Origin of the sequence: Helicobacter pylori (assembly GCA_008032955.1) — a bacterium.
Taxonomy (GTDB): domain Bacteria; phylum Campylobacterota; class Campylobacteria; order Campylobacterales; family Helicobacteraceae; genus Helicobacter; species Helicobacter pylori_DC.
This window is the reverse complement of sequence record CP032046.1, coordinates 1,157,631-1,171,203: the sequence shown is the minus strand read 5'-3', so window position 1 is coordinate 1,171,203 and position 13,573 is coordinate 1,157,631. Positions and strand designations below refer to the sequence as shown.

14 protein-coding genes, 2 pseudogenes and 1 riboswitch are annotated in these 13,573 nt (G+C 38.2%); of the genes and pseudogenes, 6 read left to right on the top strand and 10 right to left on the bottom strand.

What is annotated here, in order from left to right:
• From trpF to D2C72_05645, 6 genes are all read right to left on the bottom strand, one after another.
• Positions 1-1,359, bottom strand: coding sequence for a bifunctional indole-3-glycerol-phosphate synthase TrpC/phosphoribosylanthranilate isomerase TrpF (gene trpF, locus D2C72_05670; protein QEF43769.1), 1,359 nt, complete (start codon positions 1,357-1,359; stop codon positions 1-3).
• On the bottom strand, positions 1,352-2,359 hold the full coding sequence (gene trpD, locus D2C72_05665; GenBank protein QEF43768.1) for an anthranilate phosphoribosyltransferase: 1,008 nt from the start codon (positions 2,357-2,359) through the stop codon (positions 1,352-1,354). Before trpD ends, trpF begins: the two co-directional genes overlap by 8 nt.
• On the bottom strand, positions 2,356-2,940 hold the full coding sequence (locus D2C72_05660; protein QEF43767.1) for an aminodeoxychorismate/anthranilate synthase component II: 585 nt from the start codon (positions 2,938-2,940) through the stop codon (positions 2,356-2,358). Before D2C72_05660 ends, trpD begins: the two co-directional genes overlap by 4 nt.
• Positions 2,937-4,439 (bottom strand): anthranilate synthase component I, encoded by a 1,503-nt coding sequence (gene trpE / locus D2C72_05655; GenBank protein QEF43766.1) that lies wholly within the window; start codon positions 4,437-4,439, stop codon positions 2,937-2,939. Before trpE ends, D2C72_05660 begins: the two co-directional genes overlap by 4 nt.
• A 230-nt stretch (positions 4,440-4,669) precedes the next feature.
• On the bottom strand, positions 4,670-5,728 hold the full coding sequence (locus tag D2C72_05650; GenBank protein ID QEF43765.1) for a lipopolysaccharide heptosyltransferase family protein: 1,059 nt from the start codon (positions 5,726-5,728) through the stop codon (positions 4,670-4,672).
• Positions 5,729-5,795: 67 nt separating this feature from the next.
• Positions 5,796-6,533: a 5'-nucleotidase, lipoprotein e(P4) family gene (locus D2C72_05645; GenBank protein QEF43764.1), complete on the bottom strand. Its 738-nt coding sequence runs from the start codon at positions 6,531-6,533 to the stop codon at positions 5,796-5,798.
• Between the two features lie 123 nt (positions 6,534-6,656).
• On the opposite strand from D2C72_05645, the gene D2C72_05640 reads away from it, so the two are divergent.
• A complete protein-coding gene (locus D2C72_05640; GenBank protein QEF43763.1) occupies positions 6,657-7,205 on the top strand; it encodes a polyisoprenoid-binding protein in 549 nt (182 codons plus the stop codon).
• Between the two features lie 64 nt (positions 7,206-7,269).
• On the opposite strand, the gene tenA is transcribed toward D2C72_05640, so the two are convergent.
• Positions 7,270-7,923 (bottom strand): thiaminase II, encoded by a 654-nt coding sequence (gene tenA, locus D2C72_05635; protein ID QEF43762.1) that lies wholly within the window; start codon positions 7,921-7,923, stop codon positions 7,270-7,272.
• 682 nt (positions 7,924-8,605) lie between these two features.
• On the opposite strand from tenA, the gene D2C72_05630 reads away from it, so the two are divergent.
• The 4 genes from D2C72_05630 to D2C72_05615 all read left to right on the top strand — a co-directional run bounded on the left by D2C72_05630 (position 8,606) and on the right by D2C72_05615 (position 10,929).
• Positions 8,606-8,986, top strand: coding sequence for a pantothenate kinase (locus D2C72_05630; GenBank protein QEF43761.1), 381 nt, complete (start codon positions 8,606-8,608; stop codon positions 8,984-8,986).
• Positions 8,987-9,009: 23 nt separating this feature from the next.
• Positions 9,010-9,480 carry a hypothetical protein gene (locus D2C72_05625; GenBank protein QEF43760.1) on the top strand — a complete coding sequence of 157 codons (471 nt, stop codon included), beginning with the start codon at positions 9,010-9,012 and terminating at the stop codon, positions 9,478-9,480.
• Positions 9,481-9,564: 84 nt separating this feature from the next.
• Positions 9,565-9,676, top strand: a riboswitch (TPP riboswitch).
• On the top strand, positions 9,665-10,327 hold the full coding sequence (locus tag D2C72_05620) for a nicotinamide riboside transporter PnuC (GenBank protein ID QEF43759.1): 663 nt from the start codon (positions 9,665-9,667) through the stop codon (positions 10,325-10,327). It overlaps the preceding riboswitch by 12 nt.
• Complete coding sequence (locus D2C72_05615; GenBank protein ID QEF43758.1) at positions 10,315-10,929, top strand: thiamine diphosphokinase; 615 nt, start codon at positions 10,315-10,317, stop codon at positions 10,927-10,929. Before D2C72_05620 ends, D2C72_05615 begins: the two co-directional genes overlap by 13 nt.
• A gap of 6 nt (positions 10,930-10,935) precedes the next feature.
• On the opposite strand, the pseudogene D2C72_05610 reads toward D2C72_05615, so the two are convergent.
• Positions 10,936-11,207: pseudogene (locus D2C72_05610) on the bottom strand (hypothetical protein).
• On the opposite strand from D2C72_05610, the gene D2C72_05605 reads away from it, so the two are divergent.
• Entirely contained in the window at positions 11,122-11,364 is a 243-nt protein-coding gene (locus D2C72_05605; protein QEF44193.1) for a hypothetical protein, read from the top strand. The pseudogene D2C72_05610 and the gene D2C72_05605 sit on opposite strands and share 86 nt — an antisense overlap.
• Positions 11,365-11,596: 232 nt before the next feature.
• On the opposite strand, the pseudogene D2C72_05600 reads toward D2C72_05605, so the two are convergent.
• Both D2C72_05600 and D2C72_05595 read right to left on the bottom strand, forming a co-directional pair.
• Positions 11,597-12,017: pseudogene (locus tag D2C72_05600) on the bottom strand (hypothetical protein).
• Positions 12,018-12,193: 176 nt separating this feature from the next.
• The gene (locus D2C72_05595) at positions 12,194-13,573 is read right to left on the bottom strand and encodes a phosphomannomutase/phosphoglucomutase (GenBank protein ID QEF43757.1); all 1,380 of its coding nucleotides are present in this window, start codon (positions 13,571-13,573) and stop codon (positions 12,194-12,196) included.

Genomic DNA, 13,573 nt, shown 5'->3' with positions numbered 1-13,573 from the left:
TTAATACTCTCTTAAAATTCGGGCTAATCGCTTGATTTTATCCTTATTTTTAATCCCGGGGCTTGTTTCTAAACCTGAATTGAAATCCAAACCCAACGCTTTAACTTTCAAGGCTTTTTGAATATTATCCAAATTAAGCCCGCCAGCTAACATGAAAGGCGTTTTGACATTTTCTAAAATACCCCAATCAAAACTCACGCCATTGCCTCCCATTTTATCCCCCTTAGTGTCGTATAAGATTAGAGAGGCTTCTTTAACTTTAGGCGCTAAATCGTTAGCGTTCATCACACTCCCTACTTGCCAAATCGCACAAGTTTTAGGGAGCGATTTTTTTAATTGAGCGATTTCTTGTTGCGAATAGCCATAAAGCTGCACCGCTTTTAAATCAAGCTTTTTAGCGATTTTTTGAATTTTTTTAATCTTATCTTTCACAAACACGCCCACAAAATCCAATTCTTTAACCGCTTTTGTGATTTTTAGGGCTTCTTTAGGCTTGATGTATCTGGGCGAAGATTTTTCAAAAATCAAACCCCCATAAATAAAGTGGTTTTTATAAACGGCTTTAGCGTCTTTAATTCTTGTAAGCCCGCACACTTTATTTTCGCCTAAAATCAATTTAATACACGCTTTTTTCAAATCCTTTTCTTTCATTAAAGAGCTGCCCACTAAAAAGCCATTCACATAAGGCGCTAGGGCTTTGATTTGCGTGTGCGAATAAATACCGGACTCGCTCACCACAAGCGCGTCTTTAGGCAAAAGGGGGCGTAATTTGAGCGTGTTGTCAATGTCGGTTTTTAAGGTGTGCAAATCCCTGTTATTGATGCCGATAATGTCGTATTGGAGTTTGAGCAAGCGCTTGATTTCTTGCTGGTTGGAAACTTCAGTCAGCACGCTCATGTTTAAGGATTTAGCGAGATTAAAGAGCTCTAAATAGTTTTTATCATCTAACACGCTTAACATTAAAAGCACCGCATTAGCCCCCATCATTCTAGCGAGTTTGATCTGAAAAGCATCAATGATAAAATCTTTACACAAAATGGGCTTGGTGGAATGCTGCGAGACAATCTTAATGTTTTCATAAGAGCCTAAAAAATATTTAGAATCGGCTAAAACTGAAACACAGGAGGCAAATTTTTCATAAGTCTTGGCTATTTTCAACAAGTCAAAATCTTTTCTGATCAAACCTTTAGAGGGCGATGCTTTTTTACATTCTAAAATAAAGCTTGTCCTTTTTTCCAATAACGCTTTTTTAAAATCCCTATCGCTTGGGGTTATGTTTGCGGGCAAGGTGTGATTTTTTTTGAGTGCAGAAACTTCTAAGAGCTTGTCTTTAAGGATGTTTTCTAACACGCTAGGCATGGCTTAGCCTTATGATTTTTTGCAAATGCGTATAAGGCACTTTGGTTTTTAAATGCTCTAAAGTCATGCCCACGCCCTCTTTTAAATCTTTAGCCCTATGGCTTAAATACAACAAACTCGCCACATTCGCCACAACCACCATCGTGTGCGAATCTTTGCCTTTATTTTCTAAAATATCTAAACACGCCTGAACGCTTTCTTGTGCGTTTTCAATCTGTAATTCTTTCAAATCATAGGGGGGTAAATCAAAATCTTTAGCGCTCAAGTCATACTCTAAAATTTCGTTATTTTTCAATTCACACGCATGCGTAATGTCATGCAACACGATTTCATCTGTCCCCCCTCCATTAACCACCATCGCCCTTTTAACGCCTAAAGCCTTCAACGCTAGCGCCATAGTCTTACACAAGGATTTGTCATACACGCCTAAAAGCTGGATTTTTGGCCTTAAGGGGTTGATTAAAGGTCCTAAGCAATTAAAAATCGTTTTAGTGAAAAGCTCTTTTCTTAAGGGGGCGGATTTTTTAAAACTTTGATGGTATAAAGGCGCGAATAAAAACCCAAAATGCGTTTGTTTGAAACAATTCTCTAATTGCGTGGGGTTCATTTCAATATTCACGCCTAAGTTTTCCAACAAATCCGCGCTCCCGCTATGACTGGACACGCTCCTTGATCCGTGTTTGGCCATAGATAACCCCATAGAGCTGGCAATGAGCGCGGCAATCGTGCTAATATTAATCGTTTTTAACCCATCGCCTCCTGTGCCGCAATTGTCTATTAAATCCACGCCGCTATCAAAAGGCTTAGGGGCATGCTCTAAAAGCGTGGTTGCAGCAACGCTAATCTCCTTAAAGCTCTCGCCCTTGATTTTTAAAGCGCATAAAATGGCCCCAAGTTGCACTGGGCTTACTTTTTCGTGGATAATAAGAGTGAATAACTTCTTGACTTCTCCATCGTTCAAGTCTTTTTGATGATAGAGAGTGTTTAAAATATCTTTCATGACAACTCTCTTAAAAACCCCACGCTTTGCTCTAACAACGCCCTCCCCTGTAAAGTCATGATGCTTTCAGGGTGGAATTGATAGGCTAAGATTTTATCTTCTTCATTGACAATAGCCATAGGGATATTGTCATGCTCAGCGATCACTTCTAAATTTTTAGGCAATCCGCTCGCCATTAAAGAATGGTAACGCCCCACCACCATGCTCTCCCCTAAGCCTTTAAAAACGGCATGCTTTTTGAGCGCGATAGTCGTCGCTTTGCCATGCACGATTTCTTTACTCCTTATGATTTTAGCCCCATAGCTTTGCGCTAAAGCTTGCAAGCCTAAACAAACCCCTAAAATGGGGAATTTCTTTTTGGCCATTGCAATGATTTTTAAAAGATTGCCTGAACTATTAGGGTTACCAGGCCCGGGTGAAATGAACAATAAGGGGGTTTTTGATTCTTTTTTCATCAAATCCATAAGGTAATCAGGCTCAATATCGTTTTGATAAACGGCCACTTCATAACCCAAACACTCTAATTCATACACCAAGTTATAAGAGAAGGAATCAAAATTGTCTATAAAAAAGATTTTCATAAGCTTGTTTTCCTGATCGCATCAATAAGGGCTTGCGCTTTGGCTCTTGTTTCATTCGCTTCGTTTTGTGGCACGCTGTCTAACACGATGCCAGCTCCTGCTTGGATCAGCGCTCTATTGTTTTTGACAAAACATGAACGGATAGTGATGCAAGAATCCATAGAACCCTCGCTGTTTAAATACCCCACGCTCCCTCCATAAGAGCCTCTCCTTTGGTTTTCTAATTGGTAAATGAGCTTGATCGCAGAGATTTTAGGCGCTCCGCTGAGCGTGCCGGCGTTCATAAAGCTCCTGTAAGCATGCAAACTATCGCACCCTTTTTTCAATTCCCCCACAACCCTTGAGACTAAATGCATGACATTGGAATATTTATCCACCTTTAAAAGCTTGTCACAATAGCGTTTTTTTGAAACCCTGGCCATGTCGTTTCTGGCTAAATCCACTAGCATGATGTGTTCAGCCCTTTCTTTATAGTCGTGTTGCAAATCAAATTCCATTTTACTATCTAAATCGTAATCAATATTGCCTTGCTTGTCCTTGCCCCTTAAACGGGTGCCAGCAATGGGATAAATTTCAGCCGTATTCATTAGGGCGTTGTATTTTAAAGCGCTCTCAGGGCTTGCCCCAAAAAGGATAAAATCGCTGTCTTTAATATAGAACATATAAGGGCTAGGGTTAGAGAGCTTTAAATGGTAATACGTGCTCAAACTCTCCAAGCACTCCATGTAAAAACTGCGCGACAACACCGCTTGAAAAATCTCGCCTTTTTTGATTTCTTCTTGTAAGGATAGCACCTTTTTTTCAAACTCGCTATCATCACAACTAACGCTAACTTCTGTGCTTTGCTTGGATTTTTTAGGGATAAAGTCGCTTTTGATGTTTTTAGCCAACTCTTTTAAGTCTTGTAATTCCTGGGCTATCTCTGTTTTAAAGCGTTCATCAAAACACGCCCCCAAGATTTCAGCGCTTTTTTCTTTATGGTCTATGATGATCAAATTTTGTGCGAGATAAAAAATAAAGTCATGCGCTGTGTTGTCTTGTGCTTTTAAGTGGGGCAAATCTTCAAAAAAATTGAGCATTTCAAAAGAAAAAACGCCCGCACTTAAAAGCGTAAAAGGGTGTTTGGGTTTTGTTTTAACGCTTTTAAAAAGCCCCCTTAAAGCGTCAAAAGGGCTAGGCTCAAAGAGTTTTAAAAACTCATCTTGGATTTTTTTATGTTTGGTGTAGGTTAAGGTTAGGGCGTTGTCTTGTATAGGCGTTTTAAAAAACGCGCTCAATTTTTGCAAAAACGCCCCACCATTAGGCGTCAGGCTAGTGATAGTTACGATATTGTGGTTGCAAATGAGCTTCAAACAGGCTTTAGCCATTAATAGGGATTTGGTGTGCGCTTTGCTCTCAATCTCAGCGCTTTCAAAAAGCAAGGTGTACTCGCGCTCTAATTTTTCATAAAGAGCTAGGGGGTAAGGAATGTAAGGGGCTTTTTCTATAAGACTAACCATCAATTTCTTCACACTAAAAATAAACTTGTATTTTACAAGAAATAGATAAATGGGAAATAAATTAATAGCCTTATAGAGCTTGCAAGGGCTAATCTAACTTAAACTCAAATTGAATCCCTCAAGGCTCAATTTATGAGGAAATTAGAAATTTTAATGAGAATGCGAAAAACTGCTTCAATCCGATTAAATTTTTGAGCGTTTTAAGATCGCTTGCGTAATGTTTGTTGCGGTTATCTTTCTTGCGCGTGATGAGAAAGATTTTTTGTGATAAATCCCATAATCTTTTCGCTTTCTTTTTGAATGTCAATCAAACTCATGTCGTTTGAGTCATTAGGCGGGGTGATGCCTAAAAATTGTTCGTTGAAAGGCCGCCATCTGGCAATAGAGGCGGTGAGTTCGTTAGGATAGAACCCGATAGATTGGTTGTCAAATAAAGCGTTCACATGCAAAGGGCCTGAAGCGTTCCCGATATAGACGCTTAAATTCGCGCACAATTTGGCTAAATCCACTAAACTATGGCTCGTATCATAGAGATGAGCGAAAGGGACTTTTTTAAGGAGTTCTTCTGTGGCTTTCCTCTCGCCTGGCCCGCAAATAAGAATGATCTCACAACTTAATTTTTCATGCAAGATTGCAATCAGCTCAATGAAATGCGAAGCGGGCAATACGGGCGAACTGCCTCCGCTATGCATATGCACGCCAATCCACAATAGATCAATATTAGCGTTGAGTTTTGAAGCGATGATGGTTCGCTCTTTGGATTTGTCTTTAAGCTTCCATGCGATTTTTTTAATTGAAGCGTTAGGGAGATCGTAGTCTTTACAAAACGCATGGATTAAGTCCAAATTGTATTCGTATTCGGTTTTTAAACATAAAGAGCGGTTTTGGTGCACGCTCTTTTGATAAAACCAAAAATAGATTTTAGTCTTTGGGGCTAGGATATAAGGAATGGATTTTCTCAAACTGAAAGCGAGTTTGGCGTTTTTAAAATTAGAAAATAAAAAGATAAGAGCGTCAATGGATTTGCTTTTGAGAGTAGCACTCAAATGGTTGTCTTCTATAATGACTTCATCAATGAAAGGGAATTCTAAAGCGATTGGGGTGGTATAGCTAGGCACAACCACGCCCAAATACACCTCCTTGCCTTTTTCTAAAAAAGCATGCTTTAGAGCGATTAAAGCGGGTATGGCTAAAATAAAATCGCCTAACTTATCGTTACGGATCACAAAAACTTTTTGAGAGTTTTCCTTATCTTTGCATTTTAAATCTTCAAACCCTACAAAATCCATAGCTCCGCCTAAGAGGTCAAATTTTTTGTCATGTTAGCAAAAATCGTTCTTATGCGATGGATAAATTCTATTTTTTATTCTGCCATGCTTTTATGGGCTCATCTTCCCATGTGCCATAAAGAGAGTTGGGTAAAATGATCCATTCTGTGCCGAATTTTTGAGCGTTTTGCAAGACTTTGGCTTGTTGTTCTTGGCTGTTTTTAGCGTCTTTAGCAAAAAGCACATCAAAATCATGCAAAGTGTCGCCCACTTGTAAAACAATCTCATAATCCTTAGCGACTAACTCCCGCCTAACGGCTTTAGGCTTGCCTTTTTCTTTCAATAAAACGGATTCTTCACTCACTTGGGGGAGCTTAAAGCTTTTGAGCGTTTTTAAAGTGAATGCCTTATTTTTTTGGGTACGGTTAGAAATGTAAAAAATCTTAACGCCCTTAGAATTAGCGTATTCTAAAAAGTCTAGCGCTCCAGGAATGAGCGAAAGAGAGCCTTCTTTTTCAAATTTATCCCAAGTTTCTGGGGTGTATTTAATGCAATTTTTGACCAAATAGCCCGCATAATCAAAAGTGTTTAAGACGGTTTCATCTAAATCCAAGATAACGGCTGGCTTTTTGTCTTTAACGAGCTTAAGATTATTGTCTAGCGCCATTTTCGCCATTTTGTAACTTTGCAATTGCAAGGCTCTAATCTCAGCGCTTTGCTGATGATATTTAACGCTTCTTGTTATCGGCGAAACGCACTCTTTAGCGTCTAACACACTCATCAAACTCAATCCTAATAAAACCGATGCAAGGGTCTTTTCTATCATAACAACACCTACCTAATGGGGATTTTTTGTATTATACCTTAAAACAGACGATTAGGAGTATTTTACCATTAACCAATTTGTTGTATAGTTGGCGTTTTTAATTCAAAATGAAGCGAGGAAACAATGAAAAAAGCGTTAATGTTCACTCTTTTAGGCGTTAGTTTGGCGTTTGCAAAACCTTACACGATTGATAAAGCAAACTCTAGCGTGTGGTTTGAGGTTAAGCACTTCACGTTCAATGAAACAAGAGGCGCGTTTGATAATTTTGATGGCAAAATTGATCTAGAGCCTAACACTAAAGTGCTCAGCGTTTTTGAAGGCAATATTGATGTGAAAAGCGTCAATACTAGGGACAGAAAAAGAGATAACCATTTGAAAACAGCGGATTTTTTTGATGTGGTGAAATACCCCAAAGGGAGTTTTAAGATGACCAAATACGAAGATGGTAAAATCTATGGGGATTTGACTCTTCGTGGCGTCACTAAGCCTGTCGTATTGGAAGCCAAAATCCAAGCCCCCTTACAAAACCCCATGAATAAAAAAGAATTCATGGTGTTACAAGCTGAAGGCAAAATCAACCGCAAGGATTTTGGTATCGGCAAAACCTTTAGCGATGCGGTCGTTGGAGATGAGGTAAAGATTGAGATCAAACTAGAAGCTTACGCTCAATAATCGTTTTGCAAGAGATAGATATTTTCTTCTCTTGCGTTTTTCTAACGAAACAAAAACTTTTATTTTAACTTTGATACGCCATATCCCAAAATTGGTATTCGTATTCGCTTGTAGCGATAAAAATCTCCTTTAATTTTTCAATTTCTTGTTTTGAAGAAGCGAGGGTGAGGGAATCAAGCAAATTAATGTTCCAAGTTACGCACGCTTGAAATTCTTTTGAACTATAGCCCTTAATCCAATGCCCATAAAAGGCATGCTCTAAAGCGTTTGGGATTTGGCTCAAATTTTGCGCGATCACTAAATAGCTCCAGCCACAGGCTAGAACAGCCGTCGTAACTTCCTTGATAGAGCCCTTAAACCCTTCAGCGAGCATGTAGCTTGTATAGGATTTATTCGCTAGAGTGGGGCACGCATTTTGCAATTCTTTTTGAGTGATTTGAAGTTCTCTAATATAATGGTTATGGATACTCATCTCGTTATTCAAAATGTCTTGTATGGCGTTAGAAAACTCCCTCATCAGCGCTTCATCATAAGCCTTAATTACACCCAAAGCAAACACCTTAGCGTATTCTAAAAGAAACAAATAATCTTGAATGATATAAAAACGGAATTTATCTCTTCCTAAAGTCCCATGCCCAATGCCTTGAACAAACGGATGGGAAATACAATCCCCCCAAATAGATTGCGCATTTTCATACAGATATTGTGAAACTTGCATTTTTACACTCCTAAAATCAATTCAACACGCATTCTAACACGAAAGCTCGCAAATATGGTATAAAAATTTGTTTTTAAAAGATTTGTGAGTAAGCCCTGCTATCTAAAATTGAACGATATATCAAAATATCTGTGATTTTGAATAGCGATTAATGATATTACAAGGCTTGTATTGCCTTTGTGTTATTTAAGACTGGCTATCATTTGTAATCATAAAAAGGTTAATTCCATCTCACTCTGTAGGTTTTTATTTTTAGAAGTTTTTATTATGGGAACTTGTAGTATGGCACTTACAAGATAGGAGTCAATCCTAGATGCATGGTTTCAAACCTATTACAGAGCGAGATGGAATTAACCCTACCATTTATGGTTGGTTTAAACTCTGTATGAAGTCATATCGGCTGAAACTTAAAATAGTTTAGCATAAAAATAAAAAAGCGTCTAATATATTCAAAATAGGCGTTCAATTTTTAAGCGGTTGGTGTAAAAACGCAATTAAAGGCTTTAATGCTTGAAACTTAACGCTCTAAAACGCTTAAAAAATGCTAAAACCATAAAAACTAATCATTTACCTTAATCTTGTAATTTGTGAATAAACAAAACATTTATTGAGCTTCTTGTGATATTTTTCCGATCTATAACAATGCTTTTAATAGGGTTGTGGTATAAATATTCTTATCAAGGTGTGTCAAACATGCCTTGAATCTAAATTTATGAAAGGATTTGTTATGAGTGGATTAAGAACATTCAGTTGTGTAGTGGTTTTATGCGGTGCAATGGCTAATGTAGCTATAGCTAGTCCTAAAATAGAGGCAAGGGGTGAATTAGGCAGATTTGTAGGGGGAATTTTTGGGGGTGCAATGGGTGGTGTAATGGGCGGAGCAATTGGGGCTCCTGGAGGTCCAGTGGGTAGTGCCATAGGTAGAAGTTTTGGTCATGAAATAGGGAGAGAATTTGGTCGTGAAATAGGCGATAGGGTAGAAGATTATATCCGTGGCGTTGATAGAGAGCCGCAAGCTCCAAGAGAACCCACCTATGATCGTCATTTCGTGTATGATAGGTAGCTTTGGGCAAGAAAGGAGAGAGCATGAACATCAAAAAGCGTTTGAGCGACTGGGAATATCAATGGGCAGTGGCTATAGTCTATGCGGGATGCATATCCACATTGCGTTATAGCCAAGGCGCTAGCGATCCACTTTTTAACCCTAAAGACAGCTATTACGCGTGGCTAACAATCTTAATAGCGGCTTTGTTGTCTAACCTTTTATTTGACCCTCGAGGTAGGGATTGTTATAAGTCTTTCCAAGTAAGATACCCTAGGTTTCTCAAAGCCATTTTTAAGGCTAGGTTTTTTGGCGCGTTTTATAACGCTGTGTTAGGATCAAGACTAAGGGATTTTTATGTGATGCTTTTAACGATGCCCTTTATTGCCGCTATCCATGAGATCTCGGCGTATTGTGGGCATCCTAGCAATCTCCTTATAGAGGGTTTGGTTATGCTTGGCTTTCTTGTGTGTTTTGGGATTTGTGTTAGGCTTTGCGCTAAATTAGGGTGGTGATTTAACCCAAATAGCATTAAATGGAGGGGGTATAAAAAATTAAAAAACTTTAAAGCGCGTTCTCACTGATTTGTGTTACAATAAGGAGCGTTTAAGGGGTGCTTTTTAAAAACGCTCAAGTTTTTAAAAGGCTGAGATCAAACCCGTAGAACTTGTCAAGGTAATTCTTGCGTAAGGAAATAGCATGTTAATAACCACCCAACTATCCAAACGATTTTACGCCACGCTCATTCTTTCTTGTGTGTTTTTGATCGTTACTAATATTCTTGTCAAAGGCTCGTTTATTAACCTACTAGCAGGGCTTAGCGGGGTTTTGTATGCGTTTTTTGCCGGAGAAAGGCAAACAATTTGCTTTGTGTTTGGTCTTGTTTATAATTTGAGTTACGCTTATGTCGCTTATCAGTGGAAATTAAACGCTGATGTGATTTTATGCCTTTTTTTGTATATGCCGGTAACGATTTATGGGCTGTTCGCATGGAAAAAGACAGAGCAGCATGAGGGCGTTATTAAGGCTCAAAAACTTCCCAAAAATTGGCGTTTTGCGCTCGTTTTAGGCATAGGGGTTTTAACTTATGTGAGCGCTTTGTTTTTTAAAGAGATTAAAACGAATTTTTTATGGGCAGAGAGTTTTAATTTCGTCATCTTTATTATTGCTTTTATTTTACAGGTTTTGCGCTATGTGGAGAATTATGCGCTAGTAACTTTGGGGAATATCGTATCCATTATCGTGTGGTTTTGTATTTTTCAAATTTCTACAGAGAGCTTGGTGCAACTCTTCACAACGATCCTATACCTTTTTATTGGTTTGTATTATTTTAACCGCTGGAATAAGTCATGCAAGCAGTGATCTTAGCGAATGGGGAGTTTCCTAAATCTCAAAAATGCTTAGGCCTTTTAAAAAACGCTCCCTTTTTAATCGCATGCGATGGGGCTGTCCAGTCCTTGCATGCGCTTCAATTCAAACCCAGCGTTGTTATAGGCGATCTAGATAGCATTGATTCGCATTTGAAAGCCTTGTATAACCCTATACGCATGAGCGAACAAAACAGCAACGATTTATCCAAAGCCTTTTTTTATGCTTTGAATAAAGGCTGTGATGATTTTATTTTTTTAGGGTTGAATGGCAAGCGAGAAGATCACGCTTTAGCGAACACTTTTTTATTGTTGGAGTATTTTAAATTTTGCCAAAAAATCCAATCCGTAAGCGACTATGGTCTTTTTAGGGTGTTAGAAACCCCTTTCACTTTACCTAGTTTTAAAGGGGAACAAATCTCGCTTTTTAGCTTAGATCTTAAAGCCCAATTCACTTCTAAAAACCTCAAATACCCCTTAAAAAACTTGCGTTTAAAAACGCTCTTTTCTGGATCGCTCAATGAAGCTACAGATCATTTTTTTAGCCTTAGCTCTACACCTAAATCGGTGGTGTTGGTGTATCAAAAGTTTTCATAAGTGGGTTTAATTCTTATAAGTCTTTACACCTACAACCACTGCCACTGCAATAAAAATTACGATAGGCAAAACAATGGAGACCTTATATTCTTTTGAGTTAGTTTTATTGAAATTTTGATTGCTACTTGCAATATCTTTTACAAAACGATAGAGAGAGAGTGTAACAAAATGAGAGTGAAAAACGATGCGAACATGAATAAGCATAAGGCAATTAAACCATCTAGCCCTTTCTTATCAAAAATAGCCAAATTAATTTTAAGCCCACTATCAAACGCCATAAAGATAGCAGCAAAGATCCCAAGAATAGCAACAAAATCCCTTTTTGTGTTGTCAATTTACCCCTTTATGGTGCTGGTTTGGTTTGTTATGGCTACTAATTTATTCTTTAAGGCTTTTAGGATTTGTTGCGTCAAAAAATTAAAGATTATAGACTAACAATCATCATCAGGTTTTATTGCATGCGTGTTATTATTGGGTGTATTTTTATAAATCTGTGAAAGACACTGTTCTTGTTGTATTGGGCTTTCCGATTCTAGGCATACCATTCACCAAATGTGTAGCGTAGTCAGGCGTTAGCGTAGGAAATACTGCCATAAGCCTAACAACAATATAAAAGTAGCCTTGTAGTGTGGTTGATAGCGGCTAAAATCGCAGAACCATTGATTGTTTATTCCTTTTCATCTTCGGGTTCTATATCTATTGTGTCATCATATTTAATTCCAGGTTTATTTTTTTTGTGTTGGGTAACCATAATAGATTTCTAGAAGTTCTCTTTGAACTTGAAATTCTTCTTTCATAAGTTTCTTTTCTCTTTCAACAGATTCTTTTTCTCTCTTAAAAGATTCTCGTTCTTGTGTAAAAAATTCTCGTCCTTGCGCCTCGCTTTTTTCTTTTATTTCAAGTTGAATACCTCTTTCTTCAAGTTGTTTTTCCTTTTCTACAAGCATTTCAGATCTTATGTTAGCTAGTTTGCGCCACTTCGGTTCCATGTGGGCTTTCATGTCTGTTTCCGGAAGACTATTGTGAGCGATTTTCATCCTACGAGTAATAGTATTCTTTTTCTCATTGTTATGATTATTTGTATTCATAAAAATCCTTTACAATTAATTTAAAACTTTTCATTATAATAAGCTTAGGATTAGCTTAAATAGTGCAAAAAATTTGAGATCTTATGATTTTATGTGTAGTTTTAAAGCGATTTGTTTAATTGATCTAATATTTTTAAGAGTAAGGGATAAGAAATGAGATTATCCCAAGCTCTATTTTAAAGTTTTTCTAATAAATTGAGCAACGCCCTTTTATATTCTAACGCCGTTATTTCATCCTTGCCTTCAAAGCGGCTGACTAAATAGGGGGTGGTGTTGCTTGCACGAATAAGCCCAAAGCCATGTTCAAAAACCACTCTCACGCCATCAATGCTGATTATTTCTTTGATTTTAGGGAAATGGCTTGGCGGGTTTTTAAGCGTTTCTTGCAGGTTATGAATGATTTCAAATTTTTCTTCTTCGCTCACGGCGATTTTTTCTTCAGACGTGGTGTAGGAATAGGGGAGGTTTTTAATGGTGCTTTCCAAATCGCTTGGGGTTTGTTCAAGCAATAATTCTAAAGCCCTTAAGCATGCATAAAGAGCGTCATCATAGCCAAAATAGCGCTCTTTAAAAAAGATATGCCCGCTCATTTCAGCCGCAAAATGCGCATGGGTTTCTTTGAGTTTGATTTTTAAATTGCTATGCCCGGTTTTATACATGAGTGTCTTGCCAAAAGCATTGATCGTGTTATACATCACTTGAGAGCATTTGACTTCGCCGATCACAAAGGGGGTGATGCCTTGAGCATGCAAGCGTTTAGCGAATAAAATCGCTAATTCATCGCCCGCATAAACATGATGAGAGCTTAACATCGCAATTCTGTCCGCATCGCCATCAAAAGCAAAGCCTATAGAAATAGCGTTTTCTTGCATGTGTTTTTCTAAATCTTTTAAGTTTTTCGCTTCGCTAGGGTCTGGGTGGTGGTTAGGGAAATTCCCATTAGGATCGCTATAAAGGCTGCAAAAATCAATGTCTAAAGCCTTTAAAATAGGCTCTAAGCCTAACGCTCCCACGCCATTACCAAAATCCAGGGCGATTTTGTATTTAAGGTTTTTTAAATGCTTAAAATCCTTGATCAAATAGCGCTGATACGCTTCTAGGGCATTGGCTTTCTTTGGTGTTTCTTTTAGGGGTTTTATTTCATGCTTGGCGTTTAAAAGCGTGTCTTTTAAAGCTTGAATGTCCTTGCCATAAAACGGGTTTTGATTGAGCGTGATTTTAAAGCCGTTGTATTCTTTGGGGTTGTGAGAGCCAGTGATCATGATGGAATTGGGGCATTGGATGTTGTCTATTTCATTAAAGGCCGCAAAATACGCTACCGGTGTGGGGATTAGCCCTAAATCATACACTTTCAAGCCGCTTGATTGTAACCCCGCGCTCAAAGCTTCAAAAAGCGATCGCCCATGCACCCTGGCGTCATGCCCTACAAACACGCTTTTATCGTATTCTCGCATGATTTTCCCTAACTCTACGCCGATACTAAAGGTGCTCTTTTCATCTAAAGTGGTGGGGTAAATGCCTCTAATATCATATTCTCTAAAAATGCTAATGTCCAT

What these genes read in the sequence shown, in the direction of transcription:
- D2C72_05645 (QEF43764.1), bottom strand. Translation starts at nt 6,533, where the DNA reads ATGATAGAAAAGACCCTTGCATCGGTTTTATTAGGATTGAGTTTGATG.
- D2C72_05640 (QEF43763.1), top strand. Translation starts at nt 6,657, where the DNA reads ATGAAAAAAGCGTTAATGTTCACTCTTTTAGGCGTTAGTTTGGCGTTT.
- D2C72_05660 (QEF43767.1), bottom strand. Translation starts at nt 2,940, where the DNA reads ATGAAAATCTTTTTTATAGACAATTTTGATTCCTTCTCTTATAACTTG.
- D2C72_05595 (QEF43757.1), bottom strand. Translation starts at nt 13,573, where the DNA reads ATGGACATTAGCATTTTTAGAGAATATGATATTAGAGGCATTTACCCC.
- trpD (QEF43768.1), bottom strand. Translation starts at nt 2,359, where the DNA reads ATGAAAGATATTTTAAACACTCTCTATCATCAAAAAGACTTGAACGAT.
- trpF (QEF43769.1), bottom strand. Translation starts at nt 1,359, where the DNA reads ATGCCTAGCGTGTTAGAAAACATCCTTAAAGACAAGCTCTTAGAAGTT.
- D2C72_05605 (QEF44193.1), top strand. Translation starts at nt 11,122, where the DNA reads ATGAATAAGCATAAGGCAATTAAACCATCTAGCCCTTTCTTATCAAAA.
- tenA (QEF43762.1), bottom strand. Translation starts at nt 7,923, where the DNA reads ATGCAAGTTTCACAATATCTGTATGAAAATGCGCAATCTATTTGGGGG.
- D2C72_05615 (QEF43758.1), top strand. Translation starts at nt 10,315, where the DNA reads ATGCAAGCAGTGATCTTAGCGAATGGGGAGTTTCCTAAATCTCAAAAA.
- trpE (QEF43766.1), bottom strand. Translation starts at nt 4,439, where the DNA reads ATGGTTAGTCTTATAGAAAAAGCCCCTTACATTCCTTACCCCCTAGCT.
- D2C72_05625 (QEF43760.1), top strand. Translation starts at nt 9,010, where the DNA reads ATGAACATCAAAAAGCGTTTGAGCGACTGGGAATATCAATGGGCAGTG.
- D2C72_05620 (QEF43759.1), top strand. Translation starts at nt 9,665, where the DNA reads ATGTTAATAACCACCCAACTATCCAAACGATTTTACGCCACGCTCATT.
- D2C72_05650 (QEF43765.1), bottom strand. Translation starts at nt 5,728, where the DNA reads ATGGATTTTGTAGGGTTTGAAGATTTAAAATGCAAAGATAAGGAAAAC.